At 69.9% G+C, this 14,137-nt stretch carries 13 protein-coding genes; 8 read left to right on the top strand and 5 right to left on the bottom strand.

What is annotated here, in order from left to right:
* On the bottom strand, positions 1–1,205 hold a 1,205-nt coding region (locus ACFU8Q_RS30440; RefSeq protein WP_384459848.1), incomplete at its 3' end, for an acyl-CoA dehydrogenase family protein.
* A 13-nt stretch (positions 1,206–1,218) separates the two neighbouring features.
* The gene (locus ACFU8Q_RS30435; RefSeq protein ID WP_384459845.1) at positions 1,219–2,775 is read right to left on the bottom strand and encodes a long-chain fatty acid--CoA ligase; all 1,557 of its coding nucleotides are present in this window, start codon (positions 2,773–2,775) and stop codon (positions 1,219–1,221) included.
* Positions 2,776–2,886: 111 nt separating this feature from the next.
* Between ACFU8Q_RS30435 and ACFU8Q_RS30430 the strand changes: the two genes are divergently transcribed.
* A complete protein-coding gene (locus ACFU8Q_RS30430; RefSeq protein WP_384459842.1) occupies positions 2,887–3,528 on the top strand; it encodes a TetR/AcrR family transcriptional regulator in 642 nt (213 codons plus the stop codon).
* 85 nt (positions 3,529–3,613) lie between these two features.
* Positions 3,614–4,804, top strand: a complete 1,191-nt coding sequence (locus ACFU8Q_RS30425; protein WP_384459839.1) for a serine hydrolase domain-containing protein — start codon at positions 3,614–3,616, stop codon at positions 4,802–4,804.
* A gap of 30 nt (positions 4,805–4,834) precedes the next feature.
* On the opposite strand, the gene ACFU8Q_RS30420 is transcribed toward ACFU8Q_RS30425, so the two are convergent.
* Positions 4,835–5,836, bottom strand: coding sequence for a DUF6745 domain-containing protein (locus tag ACFU8Q_RS30420; RefSeq protein WP_384459836.1), 1,002 nt, complete (start codon positions 5,834–5,836; stop codon positions 4,835–4,837).
* 239 nt (positions 5,837–6,075) lie between these two features.
* Complete coding sequence (locus ACFU8Q_RS30415; protein ID WP_266904720.1) at positions 6,076–6,402, bottom strand: hypothetical protein; 327 nt, start codon at positions 6,400–6,402, stop codon at positions 6,076–6,078.
* A 212-nt stretch (positions 6,403–6,614) separates the two neighbouring features.
* On the opposite strand from ACFU8Q_RS30415, the gene ACFU8Q_RS30410 reads away from it, so the two are divergent.
* The 6 genes from ACFU8Q_RS30410 to ACFU8Q_RS30385 are packed head-to-tail and all read left to right on the top strand — an operon-like array spanning position 6,615 to position 12,839.
* Positions 6,615–7,571, top strand: coding sequence for an STM4015 family protein (locus ACFU8Q_RS30410; protein ID WP_384459832.1), 957 nt, complete (start codon positions 6,615–6,617; stop codon positions 7,569–7,571).
* A gap of 6 nt (positions 7,572–7,577) precedes the next feature.
* The gene (locus ACFU8Q_RS30405; RefSeq protein ID WP_384459829.1) at positions 7,578–8,549 is read left to right on the top strand and encodes an STM4015 family protein; all 972 of its coding nucleotides are present in this window, start codon (positions 7,578–7,580) and stop codon (positions 8,547–8,549) included.
* Positions 8,530–9,684 carry an STM4014 family protein gene (locus ACFU8Q_RS30400; protein WP_384459826.1) on the top strand — a complete coding sequence of 385 codons (1,155 nt, stop codon included), beginning with the start codon at positions 8,530–8,532 and terminating at the stop codon, positions 9,682–9,684. Before ACFU8Q_RS30405 ends, ACFU8Q_RS30400 begins: the two co-directional genes overlap by 20 nt.
* A 37-nt stretch (positions 9,685–9,721) precedes the next feature.
* Positions 9,722–10,537: an STM4013/SEN3800 family hydrolase gene (locus tag ACFU8Q_RS30395; RefSeq protein ID WP_384459851.1), complete on the top strand. Its 816-nt coding sequence runs from the start codon at positions 9,722–9,724 to the stop codon at positions 10,535–10,537.
* A complete protein-coding gene (locus ACFU8Q_RS30390) occupies positions 10,534–11,898 on the top strand; it encodes an STM4012 family radical SAM protein (protein WP_384459823.1) in 1,365 nt (454 codons plus the stop codon). The genes ACFU8Q_RS30395 and ACFU8Q_RS30390 overlap by 4 nt, the downstream gene beginning before the upstream one ends.
* 8 nt (positions 11,899–11,906) lie before the next feature.
* Complete coding sequence (locus ACFU8Q_RS30385; RefSeq protein ID WP_384459820.1) at positions 11,907–12,839, top strand: STM4011 family radical SAM protein; 933 nt, start codon at positions 11,907–11,909, stop codon at positions 12,837–12,839.
* 338 nt (positions 12,840–13,177) lie between these two features.
* Here ACFU8Q_RS30385 and ACFU8Q_RS30380 read toward each other — a convergent pair whose 3' ends face one another.
* The gene (locus tag ACFU8Q_RS30380; RefSeq protein WP_384459817.1) at positions 13,178–14,023 is read right to left on the bottom strand and encodes an SGNH/GDSL hydrolase family protein; all 846 of its coding nucleotides are present in this window, start codon (positions 14,021–14,023) and stop codon (positions 13,178–13,180) included.
* Between the last annotated feature and the right edge of the window lie 114 nt (positions 14,024–14,137).

Raw genomic sequence — 14,137 nt, 5'->3', positions numbered from 1 at the left:
GGGCAGGACGAGCTCAACGAAGCCCGTCCGGACAGCAGCCGGATGGCGGTGCTGAAGCGTTCCGTCGGAATCTCGGTGGTGCCGGTGACGATGCGGAACATGCGCAGCGTGCGGAAGATCTGCTCGACCTCGTGACCGCGGGTCAGCCCGGCCTTGCCGTGGATCTGTACGGCCTGGTCGGCGACACGGAAGCATGCCTCCGAGGTGAACAGCTTGCACATATTCGCCTCGGCACCGATGGCGGCGCCCCCGTCGGCTCTGGCCGCGGTGGCCGTCACCATGGAGCGGGCGGCGTAGATGTCGGTGGCCATGTCTGCGAGCTTGTGCTGGATGGCCTGGAGGGCGAGCAGTGGCCGGCCGAAGGCGACCCGGTTCTTGGAGTGCTCGACGGACAGGTCCCAGGCGCGCCGGGCGGCGCCGATCAGGGACGGGCAGTGGAGCAGTCGGTTGAGGGTGATGCGCCCGATACCGATGCGCAGTCCCTGACCGATCTCGCCGAGGAGGTTCTCGGCGGGGATTCTGCAGTTCTCGAACAGGAGGTCGCCTTCCATCTGCTGTCCCGACATGGGGATTTCGCCGTCCAGCACCTGACAGCCGGGGGTGTCGAGGTCGACGAGGAAGGCGCTGTAGGACTCCTCGGTGCCGGCCATTCTGGCGACGACGACGGCGAAGTCCGCGAACGGGGCCGCGGAGCTGAACACCTTGCGACCGTCCAGGACGAAGGTGTCGCCGTCCGGGGTCGCGGTGGTGGTCATGCGCCGGACGTCGGAACCCGCGTCGTCCTCGGTGATGGAGAAGCAGCAGGCTCGCTCGGCTCGGATCACCGGCAGGAGGTAGCGCTGCAGTTGGTGTTCGGTGGCGTGGCGGAGGATCGCGCCGGCGCGCAGCGGACCGCCCATGTCGCCGAGGACCGAGTGGGACAGGGCGGCACCGGATGCCGTCAACTCCTCCTTGAGCGCGCATAGTTCGACCAGCGAAAGACCCTGGCCGCCGTACTCGGGCGGCAGGTTGATTCCGTAGAAGCCGAGTTCGCGGCTTCGCTTCCACACGTGTTCGAGAACGGGCCGGTCGACCTTGGTCTCGGGCGTGATGCCCCGTTCCTGTTCGAAGGGGATCAATTCGTCGCGGAGGTAGGCGCGGAGCCGGTCGACGAGATCCCGCAGAGGAGGGTTGCCGTCGTACGACGGTTCGAGGGTAAAGGTCATGAGGGGTGTCCGTTCAGTGCACCCGGCGGTCGGCGCCGGTCCAGTAGCGTTCGCGGATGGCACGGCGGTCGATCTTGCCGTTGGGGTTGTGGGGAAGGGCGGCGGCGAAGTCGATGGAGCGGGGCTTCTTCATGCGGGCCAGCCGGGACGCGCAGAAGTCGATGAGCTCGCTCTCCTGAAGCTCCGCACCTTCGCGCAGGACGACGACAGCCTTGACGGCCTCGCCCCATTCGGGGTCCGGAACACCGACGACCGCCGCCTCGAACACGTCGGGGTGCTGATGCAGGGCTGATTCGACCTCGACGGCGTAGATGTTGAAGCCACCGGAGATGATCATGTCCTTCTTGCGGTCGACGATGAAGACGTAGCCGTCGTCGCGGCGCCGGGCGAGGTCGCCGCTGTGGAACCAGCCGTCGTGGAAGCTCTCGGCGGTGAGGCCGGGTTCGTTGAAGTAACCGGGTACGACGTCGGGGCCCCGGACGGCGATCTCGCCGATCTCTCCGTCAGCGACCTGGGCACCGGAGTCGTCGACGATCCTGACCTCGGCCTCGGTGAGGGGGCGGCCGCAGGACAGCAGCAACTCCTCGTCCCGGCCCTCGATCGCGCGCCGGTGGTCGTCGGTCGACAGGAACAGCACGCCGGAGGTGGTCTCCCCGCAGCCGTACCCCTGGGAGAGCACGGGTCCGAAGAGCTTCCACGCCTCGCGGATCCGCGCCGGCGACATCGGCGCGGCACCGTACAGGAGCTGGCGCAGACTGGAGACGTCGTAGGCACCCGGGTCCGGCAGGGCGAGCACTGTATTGATCATGGTCGGTACGACGAACGCGTGCGTCGCGCGTTCGCGTTCGACCGTGGCGAGAAAGGCTTCGGCGTCCCAGCGCTCCATAACAACAGCGCATCCGCCGGCGAAGAAGATGCCCATCAGCGGCATGCCGGAAGCATGGGTGACCGGACCGGCCAGGATCTGTTTGTCCCCGGGGCCCACCCTGGTGTCCGTGTTCATCACGGACTTGCGCATCAGGGCGAGACGGTTGCCGTGAGTCTGTGTCGCCGCTTTGAGTTTGCCGGTGGAGCCGGAGGTGAAGTGCAGGACGGCTGTGTCGTCCTCGCCGCAGTCGATGTCGACCAGTTCGCGGCAGGTGGCTGCGAGGACCTCTCCGTAGCCGGGACCGAGATCGCTCGGGCCGTCGAATCCGATCAGGCTCTTCACGTCGCTGCCCGGCACCGCCTGCCGTGCCGCCTCCAGGTGGGCGGCGTCCACGAGAAGCACCCGGGCGTGCGACTCGCGCAGCAGATGGGCCACTTCCGGTACGCCGAGGCGTGCGTTGACGGGGGCGCGCACCAGTCCGGCCTTGTACAGGGCCACTTCGGCGACGACAAGTTCGGCGCGGTTGGACGCCAGTGTCGCGACGCAGTCCCCGGCCGTCAGTCCGAGGGCGCGCAGCGCGGTCGCGAGCCGGTCACTGTCCTCGTCGAGGGCGGCGTAGGTGAGCCGCGTACTGCCGCACACGACGGCTTCTGCTTCGGGATGGTGGCTGCTGGTCCTGCGTACATATCGCCCGAGATTCATGACGACTCCGTTACTGAACAGACTGTCTGTTAACAAGCTTGATGGCCGGAAACGTAACGCGTGGCAGCCTGACGGTCAACGGTTCGAAAGGAAGACGCAATAATCCAGGGCATGAAGACTGCAGGTGACCGCCGCGTCCGCCGCACCCATCGCGCTCTGCGCGAGGCCCTCGTCGACCTCGTCCTGGAGAAGGGATTCCACGCGCTCAGCGTCGAAGAGATCACCGAACGCGCCGATGTCGCCCGTGCGACCTTCTACGCGCACTACCGGGACAAGGAGGACCTGCTCCTCGGCATCGTCCGGGACCTCACAGAGGACCGCGAGCGCCTCCTGCCGGCCGTCGAACAGGCACAGGCCCAGGGCTTCACCGGCCTGCCGGTGCTCTACATCTTCCGGCACGCGGAACAGGAGAGGCGGGTCTACCAGGTCATTCTCCGGGGCGAGGGCGACGGGCGCGCCCTTCGGGAGTTCTCCGGAATCATCTGCGAGCGGGTGGAAACCGTCTTCCGCGAGCGGGCGGCACAGCTCGGCGTCACGCCCCGCATCCCGTTCGACGTCATCGCACGTGCGTGGACCGGCGAACTCATCGGCGTGCTGACCTGGTGGGTCGAGAGCGACACCGGTTACAACGCCGCCGAGATCACCGGACACCTCCGGGACCTGTCCGTGTACGGCCGCGTCTGGGCCTCCGGGCTGGCTCCTACCGACGCCCCGGGCGCCTTCGACCCCCCGGCCACCGGGACGATCCTGTAGGGGCGCTTACCCGGCGTGCTCTGGCCACGTTTCTGGACACCATGTACGGTACTGCTCAGTTTGCAGCACCGACAGGAGTGGGCGCATGACGGAGACACCTTCGCTGACCGAGCTGACCTGGGCGCGCGGCTTCACGGACCCGGCCTGGGTCCGTCGGCACACCACGTCCGGCCGCGAGACCGTGCCCAGCCGGCGCGTATGGCGCGGCAGGACAGGGCCGCTGGACCTTCCCTGCACGCCGCACGATCTCGACGCGCTGGAGTTCACCGCGTCCGGCGGCCCGTCACTGACGCTGCCGACGCTCTTCGCAGCCGCCGAGACGGACGCCTTCCTCGTCATGCACCGCGGCTCCGTGGTCTACGAGCGCTACCTGCACGGCTACGAGCCCCATGTGCCCCACTTCAACGCCTCGGCGGCCAAGTCGTACATCGGCCTCCTGGCAGCGGTCCTCGCCGACCAGGGGCTGCTCGACCGCCACGCGCTGGTATCCCGCTACGTCCCCGAACTCACCGGAACGGCTTTCGGGGACGCCCGGGTCGACGACCTGCTGCACATGGGCACCTTGATGAGCTACGCGGGCCGGCCGTACGACAAGGCGATAGAAGCCCAGCGGTACTTCGCCATTCTCGCCCCGCAGTTGCGCCCCTACGGCTACAGCGGTCCCACCAGCATCCGCGAGCACCTCGCCACGGCTCGGGCCACCGGCGGGCCGGGGACGGAATTCCGCTACGAGAACGGCAATGTCGAGGCCCTCGCGGAGATCCTCCGCCGGGTCACCGGCATCAGCACGTCGGCGCTGCTCAGCGAGGTCGTCTGGTCGCGCATCGGGGCGGAGGAGGACGCCTACTACATCCTCGACTCCGAAGGAACCGAGGCCGCGTGCGGCGGCTTCAGCGCCACCGCGCGTGACGTGGCCCGGCTCGGCGAGATGATCCGCTGCGGCGGCGCCATCGGTGACCGGCAGATCGTGCCCGAGGGCGTCGCCAGGACGATCGCCACCGGCACCCCGGACGGCTACCCCCGGCGTGTCCGTTTCCCGGCGGCGCCCGCGAGCTCGCCCGCGACGCTCTCCTATCACGACCTCTGGTGGATCCTGAACGACCCCTACCAGTCCTTCATGGCCAGTGGCATCCACGGACAGCGCCTGTTCATCTCTCCCGGACTGGACCTGGTCATCGTGCACTTCGCGTCCCAGGTCATGTCACCGTCCGTCCCCCCGGCGCCACTGGTCCAGGCCTTCATCCGGATCGGCACCCACCTCGGCGCCGGGGCCTGAAAGGCGCTCCGCACACTCGGCCGCCGACGGTCAGGTCTGGCGCAGGGGCGCGTACACCTCTTCCTGGAGTCCGAACGTCCAGGCCACACCCTCCTTCGCGGTCCTCGTGGCAGGCGGCACCCGCAGCCAGTAGGTGCGGTGGGTTCCGTCCGGCTCGGGGGTGGAGTTGACCACCTCGACCGTCACCACGTCCTCGTCGCCGTCCAGCGCTATCCGCCACAGGACTCCCGTCTCGTCCCGGTGGACCGGCTCGGCGCCCGACTCGGTGAGGTAACGGTCGTAGCCGTAGAACTCCAGCATCACGCGGCGCAGTTCCGCGTTCTCCTCCTCACGTATCCGTTCGGGAGTCAGGGAGTTCAGTTCCGCAAGGAATTCGGCGGGTACGGGCATACCGCGCCAGGCGTGCAGCGCGAAGCCGTCGCGGTAGGCGAGCGCCGGGCCGTCCCCGCGGTCCAGCCGGCCCGCCTCGTCCCGGTGCAGCGCTTCCGGTCGCTCGCTGATCACCACGACGCGCTCGTAGGGCCACCACCAGCCCGCGTGCCTGGCCACCTCGGCCAGGCCGTCCAGCCGGTCGCCCCGGCCGTCGAACGCCGCGAGCCAGGCCGCGTCGTGCTGGCCGAGGACCGCGTCGAGCAACAGCAGCCGGACGTCGGACTCGTCCTCGGGGCGCTCCGCGAGGTCCGCGACGACACCTGCCCTGATCCGCTCGGCGAGCGCCGCCGTGGTCTCCCAGAGCTGCGCTCCCGTGGCGGACCACAGGGCGGACCAGCCCGCTGGACCCAGCTCGTCGTACATCCTGCGCCGTTCCTCCGCCCAGGGCCGGGTCCGTACCTCGTCACGCACCGAGCGTCCGGCGTCGACAAGCTTCTCCACGGCCTCCACCGCGGCCCTGGGCGAGTCGACCCAGAGGATGCGCTCCGGCTCGGCAAGTCCTGCGCTGCGGTAGGCGAGCCGGAGCCCGTCCTCGGCGGCGGCCCGGTCCGCCGCGCCGGTCGCCGCTGCCACGGCCCGCCAGGAGTCCACGTACTGCATCGGTCTTCCCCGTCCCTGAATTCGGTGTTCGGTGTTCGGTGTTCGGTGTTGTTGGTCTGCGTTCTGCGTTTCGATGTGTGCGCTCGCGCGTTGTGCGTTCGCCCGTTCTGCGGTCGCGCGTTACGGGTTGTGCGTTATGCCTTCGCGAGTTGCGTGTTGTGCGTTGCGGTGATCCGGAACGTTCAGGTGCGTCGCTGATCCGGCCCGCTCCGGACCGCCGAAGTGCCGCTCAGCCCGCCTCAGTCCGCCACGATGCGGACCGCCCCCGGCGCGTACTCCCGCTGGCGCACCACGCGGTACCAGCCCTTCGACAGCGGTATCGCCGCGTGCTCCTCGTGCACCACCCGCCCGCCGTCGGGAAGGTGAAGCAGCATCGGCCCGAAGGCCCCCGCCTCGCGCATCAGCCGGCCCGGTCCCTGGACCGCGTGTGCATGTCCGGTGACCTCGCCCAGCGCGAGGATCATCCGCCCCCGGCCGTCCCTCGGTTCGCCCGGCGCGTCCACCAGGTGCGCAGGCACCGCCGACTCCTCCAACGACACGATCAGTACATCGCCCTGCCGGTACACAGACGTCTCCCCTCGATGGCCGCACCCGCTGTGCCGGCCACGAGAAAAACGCTAAGGGAGGGGTCTGACAATCGGCCCTCGGCGGGCTCCCGGCGGTCGGCTCCCGCAGGAGTCGGCGGCCACGTCCGGACCGTCCCGGTCGCGCCGTTGTCAGTGCGGCTTGATACACCTTGCAGACATCAGCCGTCCCCCAGTACCAGGAGCTCAGGGTCATGTCCGGTGTGGACCATCTGCACGAGTTGCTCGGCCTTCCCGCGGTCGACTTCCAGCATGCGACGGGTGAAGTGCCCGCACAGGCCGCCGATGCGGCGGCCTGGCGCATATCGGTCGATCCGTACGACGACGAGTCCGAGATGACCTGGGAGGAGGCGTTCCAGGCGTTCCTCACGACGGTCGACCCGGCCGGGGTCCGTGCGCTGATCATCGGTCAGTGGGGCGAGTCGTACGAGGAGACCTCGTCCTACCCGATCGATCTGGTCATCGGAGCGGCCGACCGGCTCACCTCGCTGGAGGCCGTCTTCGTCGGCGACATGATCCTGGAGCAGAACGAGATCTCCTGGATCGAGCAGTCGGACGTCACGGCGCTGCTGACAGCCTTCCCGGGCCTGCTCGAACTGGGTGTGCGCGGCGGCTCGGAGCTGGTCTTCCCGCCCTCGAAGCACGAGCGGCTGCGTTCGCTGACCATCGAGACCGGTGGTCTGCCGGTCGGTGTGATCCGCGGCATCCTGGACAGCGAGCTGCCCGCGCTGGAGCGGCTCGATCTCTGGCTCGGCGTCTCCGCGTACGGGGGCGACGCCGATGTGGCGGACCTGGCGCCGCTCCTCTCCGGTTCCCGTTTCCCCGCGCTCACCCACCTCGGTCTGCGCAACAGCGAGCTGCAGAACGAGATCGCGACGGCCGTCGCGGGCGCCCCGGTCGTCGCCCAGCTGCGCGTCCTCGACCTGTCGAACGGCACGCTGGGCGACGAGGGCGGGGCGGCGTTGCTGGACGGCCAGCCGCTCACCCATCTCGAACGGCTCGATCTGCACCACCACTTCATGACCGAGCCGATGGAGCGCCGGATCGCTCAGGCGCTGGAGCCGCACGGCGTGCGGGTCGATGTGTCGGAACGCGAGGAGCCCTGGGGCAACCGCGGCGTCGAGGGCCGCTACACCGCGGTTTCGGAGTGATGGACGATGACCGACATCGAACACCCCGAGACGTTTCACGGTCTTCCGGTCCTGACCCTGCCGGGACCTGACGGTGCTCGCGCCGAGCCGCTGCCGGCCGCCGACTCGGTCGCGTGGCGGCTGGAGAGCGACTGGGAAGGCGATCCGACGTTCGCCACGCTCTGGCAGCACTTCCTGGACACGGTCGACACCTCACGTGTCCGGGCCCTGCTGATCGGTCCCTGGTGGCAGGGAGACTACGAGTCCGTCGCTCCGGTCATTGATCTGCTGACCGGTCACGCGGACCGCTTCCCGGCCCTGCGGGCGCTCTTCCTCGCCGACGTCGTCAGCGAGGAGTGCGAGGTGTCGTGGCTGATCATGTCCGACATCACCCCGGTGATCGAGGCGTTCGGACAGCTGGAGGAGCTGACGGTACGCGGGGGCGGCGAGCGGATCGAGGGCCGGACGATACTCGATCTGCGGCCGGTGCGGCACACGTCGCTGAAGAAGCTGCGGTTCGAGTCCGGTGGCCTGCCGTCCGGCGTCGTGCGGGCGGTCGGGGCTTCGGAGCTGCCCGCGCTGGAACACCTGGAACTCTGGCTCGGCGTCACCGAGTACGGCGGGGACGCGACGGTCGACGACCTCGCTCCGCTGCTGTCCGGTGCGGCGTTTCCCGCGCTGCGCCATCTGGGGCTGCAGAACAGCGAGATCCAGGACGAGATCGCGGCAGCGGTGGCCTGCGCACCGGTCGTCGCCCAGTTGGAGTCGCTCTCGCTCGCGATGGGGACCCTGAGCGACGAGGGCGCCGAAGCACTGCTCTCGGGCCAGCCGCTCACCCATCTCACCTCGCTCGATCTGCACCACCACTACATCAGCGACGCGCTGGTGGAACGGCTCGGGAACCTGCTCGGTTCCGGCCGGGTGAACGGTGAGATCGACGAGGTCGAGTACTGGGATCCGGAAGAGGACGACGAGCGCTATGTCGCCGTCAGCGAGTAGTACGACCGGCCCGGAGCCGCGCTTCGTCGTCGTGGGGGTGCCCGGGAACCGCCGGGTCGCACTCTTCCAGGACGCCGTGCGCACCGCCGGGCTGCCCGCGGCGCGTGTCGTGTCCTGGCTGGACGTCCTGCGCGGCGAGGCCGCCTTCCGGCCGGGCGAGACCGTACGGATGGACTCGCCCGGTGAGGACGCCGAGGTGGAGCGGCTGCTGAGGGCCGTCGGCGATCCGACCAGGGTCGAGGGGACCGCCTTGTGGTACGCCCGTTTCACCGAGGCCGTAGGGGCGGTGGCGCGGGCGGCCGCCGCTTCCGGTGCCGTCCTGCTGGACGACCCGGGCGATGTCGCGGTGCTCTTCGACAAGCGGCTCTGCCATGCCGTGCTGGACGACGCCGGAGTACGTGTACCTGCCTCGCCGACCTCGGGCGCCGCGGCGCCCGTGGTGCGCGACTGGGTGGACGTACGCGAGCGGATGACGGCCCACAACATGCCCAGGGCCTTCGTGAAGCTCGCGCACGGCTCGTCCGCCTCGGGGGTCCTGGCCGTCGAGACGGCCGGGCCGGGCCGGGTCAGGGCCACCACGTCGGTGGAGCGGGACACGGCCGGCCGGCTCTTCAACTCCTTGCGGGTGCGCCGCTGCACGACGGAGCGGGAGGTCGCGGCGATCGTCGACGCCCTCGCGCCGGACGGGCTGCACATCGAGCGCTGGCTGCCCAAGGCCACCCAGTGCGGCCGGGCTGCAGACCTGCGGGTCGTGGTGGTGGCGGGCCGGGCCACCCATGCCGTCGTGCGCACCAGCCACTCCCCCATGACCAATCTTCACCTCGGCGGCACGCGCGGAGATCTCGACGACGTCCGTGCGGCCGTCGAGGCCGCGGGCGGCAGCTGGACCGAAGCCCTGGCCCTGTGCGAACGGGCCGCGGCGTGCTTCCCGGACACGCTGTGCGTGGGCGTCGATCTGCTGCCCGCGACCGGCTGGCGGCGCTTCGCCGTCGGCGAGGTCAACGCCTTCGGCGATCTGCTTCCGCGACTGACCGGACTCCCCGGCAGCGGCGCCGAGGGCCAGGACACCTACGCGGCGCAGGTCGCCGCCGTACTGAACAGAGCAAGGAACCACCGTGCAGCCGCCACTCCCTGACACCGCGCCCGCCTCCACGGAGGCCCGGAACCCGGACATGAGCGAGATCGTGGGCACCCACGACCTGCTGCTCGTCACCCTCGACACGCTGCGCTACGACGTGGCGGCGGAGCTCGCCGCCGCCGGTCGCATCCCGCACCTGGCACGCCATCTACCGGGTGGTGTCTGGGAGAAGCGGCATGCGCCCGGCAGCTTCACGTACGCCTCGCACCAGGCGATCTTCGCGGGGTTCCTGCCCACCCCGGCCGGCCCGGGGCCGCACCCCCGACTGTTCGCGGCACGTTTCGCGGGCAGCGAGTCCACCGCTTCGGGGACCTTCGTCTTCGACACACCCGATCTGCTGTCCGCACTGGCCGGTGCGGGGTATCGCACGGTGTGCGTCGGCGGTGTCGGCTTCTTCAACCGGCAGGGCCCGCTGGGCTCGGTACTGCCCGGCATGTTCCAGGAGAGCCACTGGGAACCGGAGTTCGGGGTCGCGTCGCCCACCTCGTTCGAGGCGCAGGTGGCCCGCGCCGAACAGGTCGTTGCCGAACTCCCCGCCGAGCAGCGGCTGTTCCTCTTCGTCAATGTGTCCGCCCTGCACCAGCCGAACTGGTTCCACCAGCCGGGTGCCACCCGCGAGGCGGGCGATTCCCGCGCCACCCATGCCGCCGCTCTGGAGTACGTCGACGCGCACATCGGCCGGCTCTTCGCCGCCGCGAGCAGTCGTCGCCGCTGTTTCGCCATCGTCTGTTCCGACCACGGAACGGCGTACGGGGACGACGGCTACACCGGTCACCGGCTCGGCCACGAATCCGTCTGGACCGTTCCGTACGCGCACTTCTTCCTGGAACCGGGGGCCACCGCATCATGAGCCGCACCACGACCGTCGCACGGTCCACCCGCCCGTACCAGAGCTATGTGTACGCCTATCCGCACAAGACGGCCTACCGGCCGCTCGCCGAGCGGCCGGTGCTGCGCGAGCTGTGGGCGACCGAGCGCAAGGACGCGCTCTCGCTCTATCTCCACGTACCGTTCTGCGAGGTCCGCTGCGGCTTCTGCAATCTCTTCACCCGGATCGGCGCTCCCGACGAGCTGACGACCCGCTATCTCGACGCGCTGGACCGGCAGGCCACCGCCGTCCGCGACGCGCTGGGCGCCGCGGAGCCGGTGCGGTTCGCCGCGGCGGCGTTCGGCGGGGGCACTCCCACGTTCCTGACCGCGGCGGAGCTGGAACGGCTCTGCGACATCGCGGAGAAGCGGATGGGCGCCGATCTGCGGGCCGTTCCGCTGTCGGTCGAGACGTCGCCGTCGACCGCGACGGCCGACCGGCTGGCCGTCCTCGCCGACCGCGGTACGACCAGGATCAGCATCGGGGTGCAGAGCTTCGTCGAGGCCGAGGCGCGTGCGGCGGTGCGACCGCAGCGGCGCGCCGACGTGGAGGCGGCCCTGGACCGGATACGTGATGCCCGCATTCCGGTCCTCAACATCGACCTGATCTACGGCATCGACGGGCAGACCGAGGACAGCTGGCACACCTCGCTGGACACGGCACTCGGCTGGCGGCCGGAGGAGCTGTACCTCTACCCGCTGTACGTCCGCCCGTTGACCGGTCTCGGGCGGCTCGGCGCCGACGGCGAGGCGGCGGCGGACGCCGCCTGGGACGAGCAGCGGCTGCGGCTGTACCGCGCGGGCCGCGACCATCTCCTCGCCCACGGCTACGAGCAGGTGTCCATGCGGATGTTCCGCCGCGCGGACGCCCCGCGGACGGACGGCCACGACGACTACGCCTGCCAGACCGACGGCATGATCGGCCTGGGCTGCGGCGCCCGCTCTTACACCACGAAGCTGCACTACTCCTTCGACTACGCGGTGGAGATGCGGGAGGTTCGGGCCATCATCGACGGCTACACCGCCACCGAGGACTTCTCGCGCGCCGAGGTCGGCCGGTACGTCGACGGCGACGAGGCGCGCCGACGCCACCTCCTGCAGTCCGTCCTCCAGGCCGAAGGGCTGCGGCAGGCCGACTACCGGGAGCGCTTCGGTACTTCCCCGGCCGATGACTTCCCCGTCGAACTGGCAGAGTTCGAGGCGCGCGGCTGGCTCGACGCGACGGCCGGGGCGTCCGGACTGCTGCGGCTCTCCCCCGAGGGCCTGGCCCACTCCGACGCGCTGGGCCCGGAACTCTTCTCCCCCGGTGTGCGGGCCGCGATGGCCGCGTACGAAATGAAGTGAGCGCGCCCATGGACCTGACCATCCTCTACCGCGGTCCGCTCGCGTCCTGCGACTACGACTGCCCGTACTGCCCGTTCGCGAAGCGGCGCGACAGCCGGGAGCAGTTGCGTGCCGACCGCGCCGCGCTGGAGCGATTCACCGCGTGGGCCGCGGCGCAGACCGGTGACCGGATATCGGTCCTGTTCACCCCCTGGGGCGAGGGTCTGGTCCGCTCCTGGTACCGGCGCGCACTGGTCGAGTTGGCGCGACTGCCGCACATCGGCCGGGTCGCGATCCAGACCAACCTCAGCAACCGAACGGGCTGGCTGGCTGAGGCGGGTGAGGCCGGCCGCGAGAAGATCGCGCTGTGGTGCACGTACCACCCGGGGCAGACGCCGTACGAGAGGTTCCTCGCCAAGTGCGGAGAGCTGACCGCGCTCGGCATTCGCCACAGCGTCGGTGTCGTCGGGCTCGACGACCATCTCGAAGAGGCCCGGCGGCTGCGGGCCGCGCTGCCCGCCGAGGTCTATCTCTGGGTGAACGCCGCGGAGGGGCACACCTATACGGACGAGGAGGCGGACCGCTGGACGGCCCTGGACCCGCTCTTCCCGTACAGCCGGCATCCGCACCGCTCGGCCGGACTGCCGTGTCGGACGGGCGAGTCGGTCATCTCGGTGGACGGTGACGGCACGGTGCGGCGCTGCCATTTCGTCCCGGCGGAGCTCGGCAACCTCTACGACGGCAGTTACCGGCGCTCGCTCGGCCCGCGCGCCTGCCCGCTGGCCGTCTGCGACTGCCACATCGGCTATGTGCATCTGGAGACGCTGCCGCTGTACGACGTCTTCGCGGGCGGCGTGCTGGAGCGGATACCGGCGCCGCCGCTGTCGTCCCTCACCGGACAAGCCGGATCCGCCGGACAGGCCGCATCCGCCGAACGTCCTCGATCCGCCGGACGAGCCTGAGACTCGCGCCCGTCCGGCGGGCGAGGACGCCACGGTCGCGACCCCGGTCGTGAGCCGCCGGACAGGCCGTGGAGCGGCGGCAGGTCTAACGACCTCACCCGCGATAGAGAGCGGGCTCCCGACGCCCTGCGACTCCGCCTCCGGCGTTGTCGTCGGTCAACGACGCTCCGCGTCGCTTCCCTCCTCCGCCTTGGATTCGAAGCCGCACGGCGACAGCTACGGCACCTCGCCGCGTTGTCGGAACGCCCGAATACAGCCAGTATGCGAGCACCCCTCCGCCTTGCGATGCACCGCATCTGACGCCGCGCGCTGATCCACCGGGGACTACGGGACAGCCCTTAGAGCGGCAGCAGGTCGGGCCGCTTGGCCTCGACATGGTCGCCGGAGGACTCGCCGCGCAGCCGTCGGCCGATCCACGGCACCAGGTACTCGCGCGCCCAGTGGATGTCGTCGCGCCGTACTTCGAGCGTGCCGCGCTGTGCCTGCGGTGGCCATTCCTGGTCGGGGTCTGCCGGCACATCGAGACCGAGGACCTGGGCGGCGCGCAACGCGACCCTGGTGTGTCCCTCGGGCGACAGATGGAGCCGGTCGTCGTCCCAGGCGCGCCGGTCCTGGACGGACCGCAGCGACCACAGGTCGAGGACCGGGCAGTCGTAGCGGTCGGCGATGGACCGCACATGGGCGGTGTAGGTGGCGATCTTGCCGCGCAGATGGCGCAGCACGGGAACGCCACGGGTGTCGAAGCCGGTGGTGACCATCACGGTGCCGACCGATTCGGTCAGCTCGGCGACCGCGCGCTCGAAACGCTCGGCCACGTCATCGGGGTCGGTGCCGGGCCTGATGATGTCGTTGCCGCCCGCGCAGAAGCTCACCAGGTCGGGTGCGAGCTCCTTGGCGCGCGGCACCTGCTCCTCGACGATCTGGTCGAGGAGGCGTCCGCGTACGGCGAGATTGGCGTACCTGAAATTCCCGTGCGTGGAGCCGTCGGTGCTCGATTCCGCACCGGGGTCCGGGAGCTGGTCCGCGAGAAGTACCGCGAAACGGTCCGCCCAGCCGACGAAGGTCCCGTCCGGACCCGGGTCGCCCACTCCCTCGGTGAAGCTGTCGCCAATCGCTGCGTACGACCCGATGACGCCGTGTCGGTTGATGACGCCACGTTGTTTTTTTCTCGAATCGTCTGCCACAAACGCTTATCCTGCACCGCCGAATGTGACCTACGCGACCGTAATAAGGGGTTGACGGGTGGTGAGATAGACCACCCGGTCAGGTTTTGGTAAAGGGGGAATAAGCAGCAGGGG

Source organism: Streptomyces sp. NPDC057543 (assembly GCF_042801895.1).
Lineage (GTDB): Bacteria > Actinomycetota > Actinomycetes > Streptomycetales > Streptomycetaceae > Streptomyces.
Note: the sequence above shows the minus strand (reverse complement) of the source record. Positions and strands in the feature narration are given on the sequence as shown.

Bases quoted from the DNA above. Each gene is read 5' to 3' on its own strand.
- ACFU8Q_RS30435 (WP_384459845.1), bottom strand. From the start codon at position 2,775: ATGAATCTCGGGCGATATGTACGCAGGACCAGCAGCCACCATCCCGAA.
- ACFU8Q_RS30430 (WP_384459842.1), top strand. From the start codon at position 2,887: ATGAAGACTGCAGGTGACCGCCGCGTCCGCCGCACCCATCGCGCTCTG.
- ACFU8Q_RS30425 (WP_384459839.1), top strand. From the start codon at position 3,614: ATGACGGAGACACCTTCGCTGACCGAGCTGACCTGGGCGCGCGGCTTC.
- ACFU8Q_RS30420 (WP_384459836.1), bottom strand. From the start codon at position 5,836: ATGCAGTACGTGGACTCCTGGCGGGCCGTGGCAGCGGCGACCGGCGCG.
- ACFU8Q_RS30410 (WP_384459832.1), top strand. From the start codon at position 6,615: ATGTCCGGTGTGGACCATCTGCACGAGTTGCTCGGCCTTCCCGCGGTC.
- ACFU8Q_RS30405 (WP_384459829.1), top strand. From the start codon at position 7,578: ATGACCGACATCGAACACCCCGAGACGTTTCACGGTCTTCCGGTCCTG.
- ACFU8Q_RS30400 (WP_384459826.1), top strand. From the start codon at position 8,530: ATGTCGCCGTCAGCGAGTAGTACGACCGGCCCGGAGCCGCGCTTCGTC.
- ACFU8Q_RS30395 (WP_384459851.1), top strand. From the start codon at position 9,722: ATGAGCGAGATCGTGGGCACCCACGACCTGCTGCTCGTCACCCTCGAC.
- ACFU8Q_RS30390 (WP_384459823.1), top strand. From the start codon at position 10,534: ATGAGCCGCACCACGACCGTCGCACGGTCCACCCGCCCGTACCAGAGC.
- ACFU8Q_RS30385 (WP_384459820.1), top strand. From the start codon at position 11,907: ATGGACCTGACCATCCTCTACCGCGGTCCGCTCGCGTCCTGCGACTAC.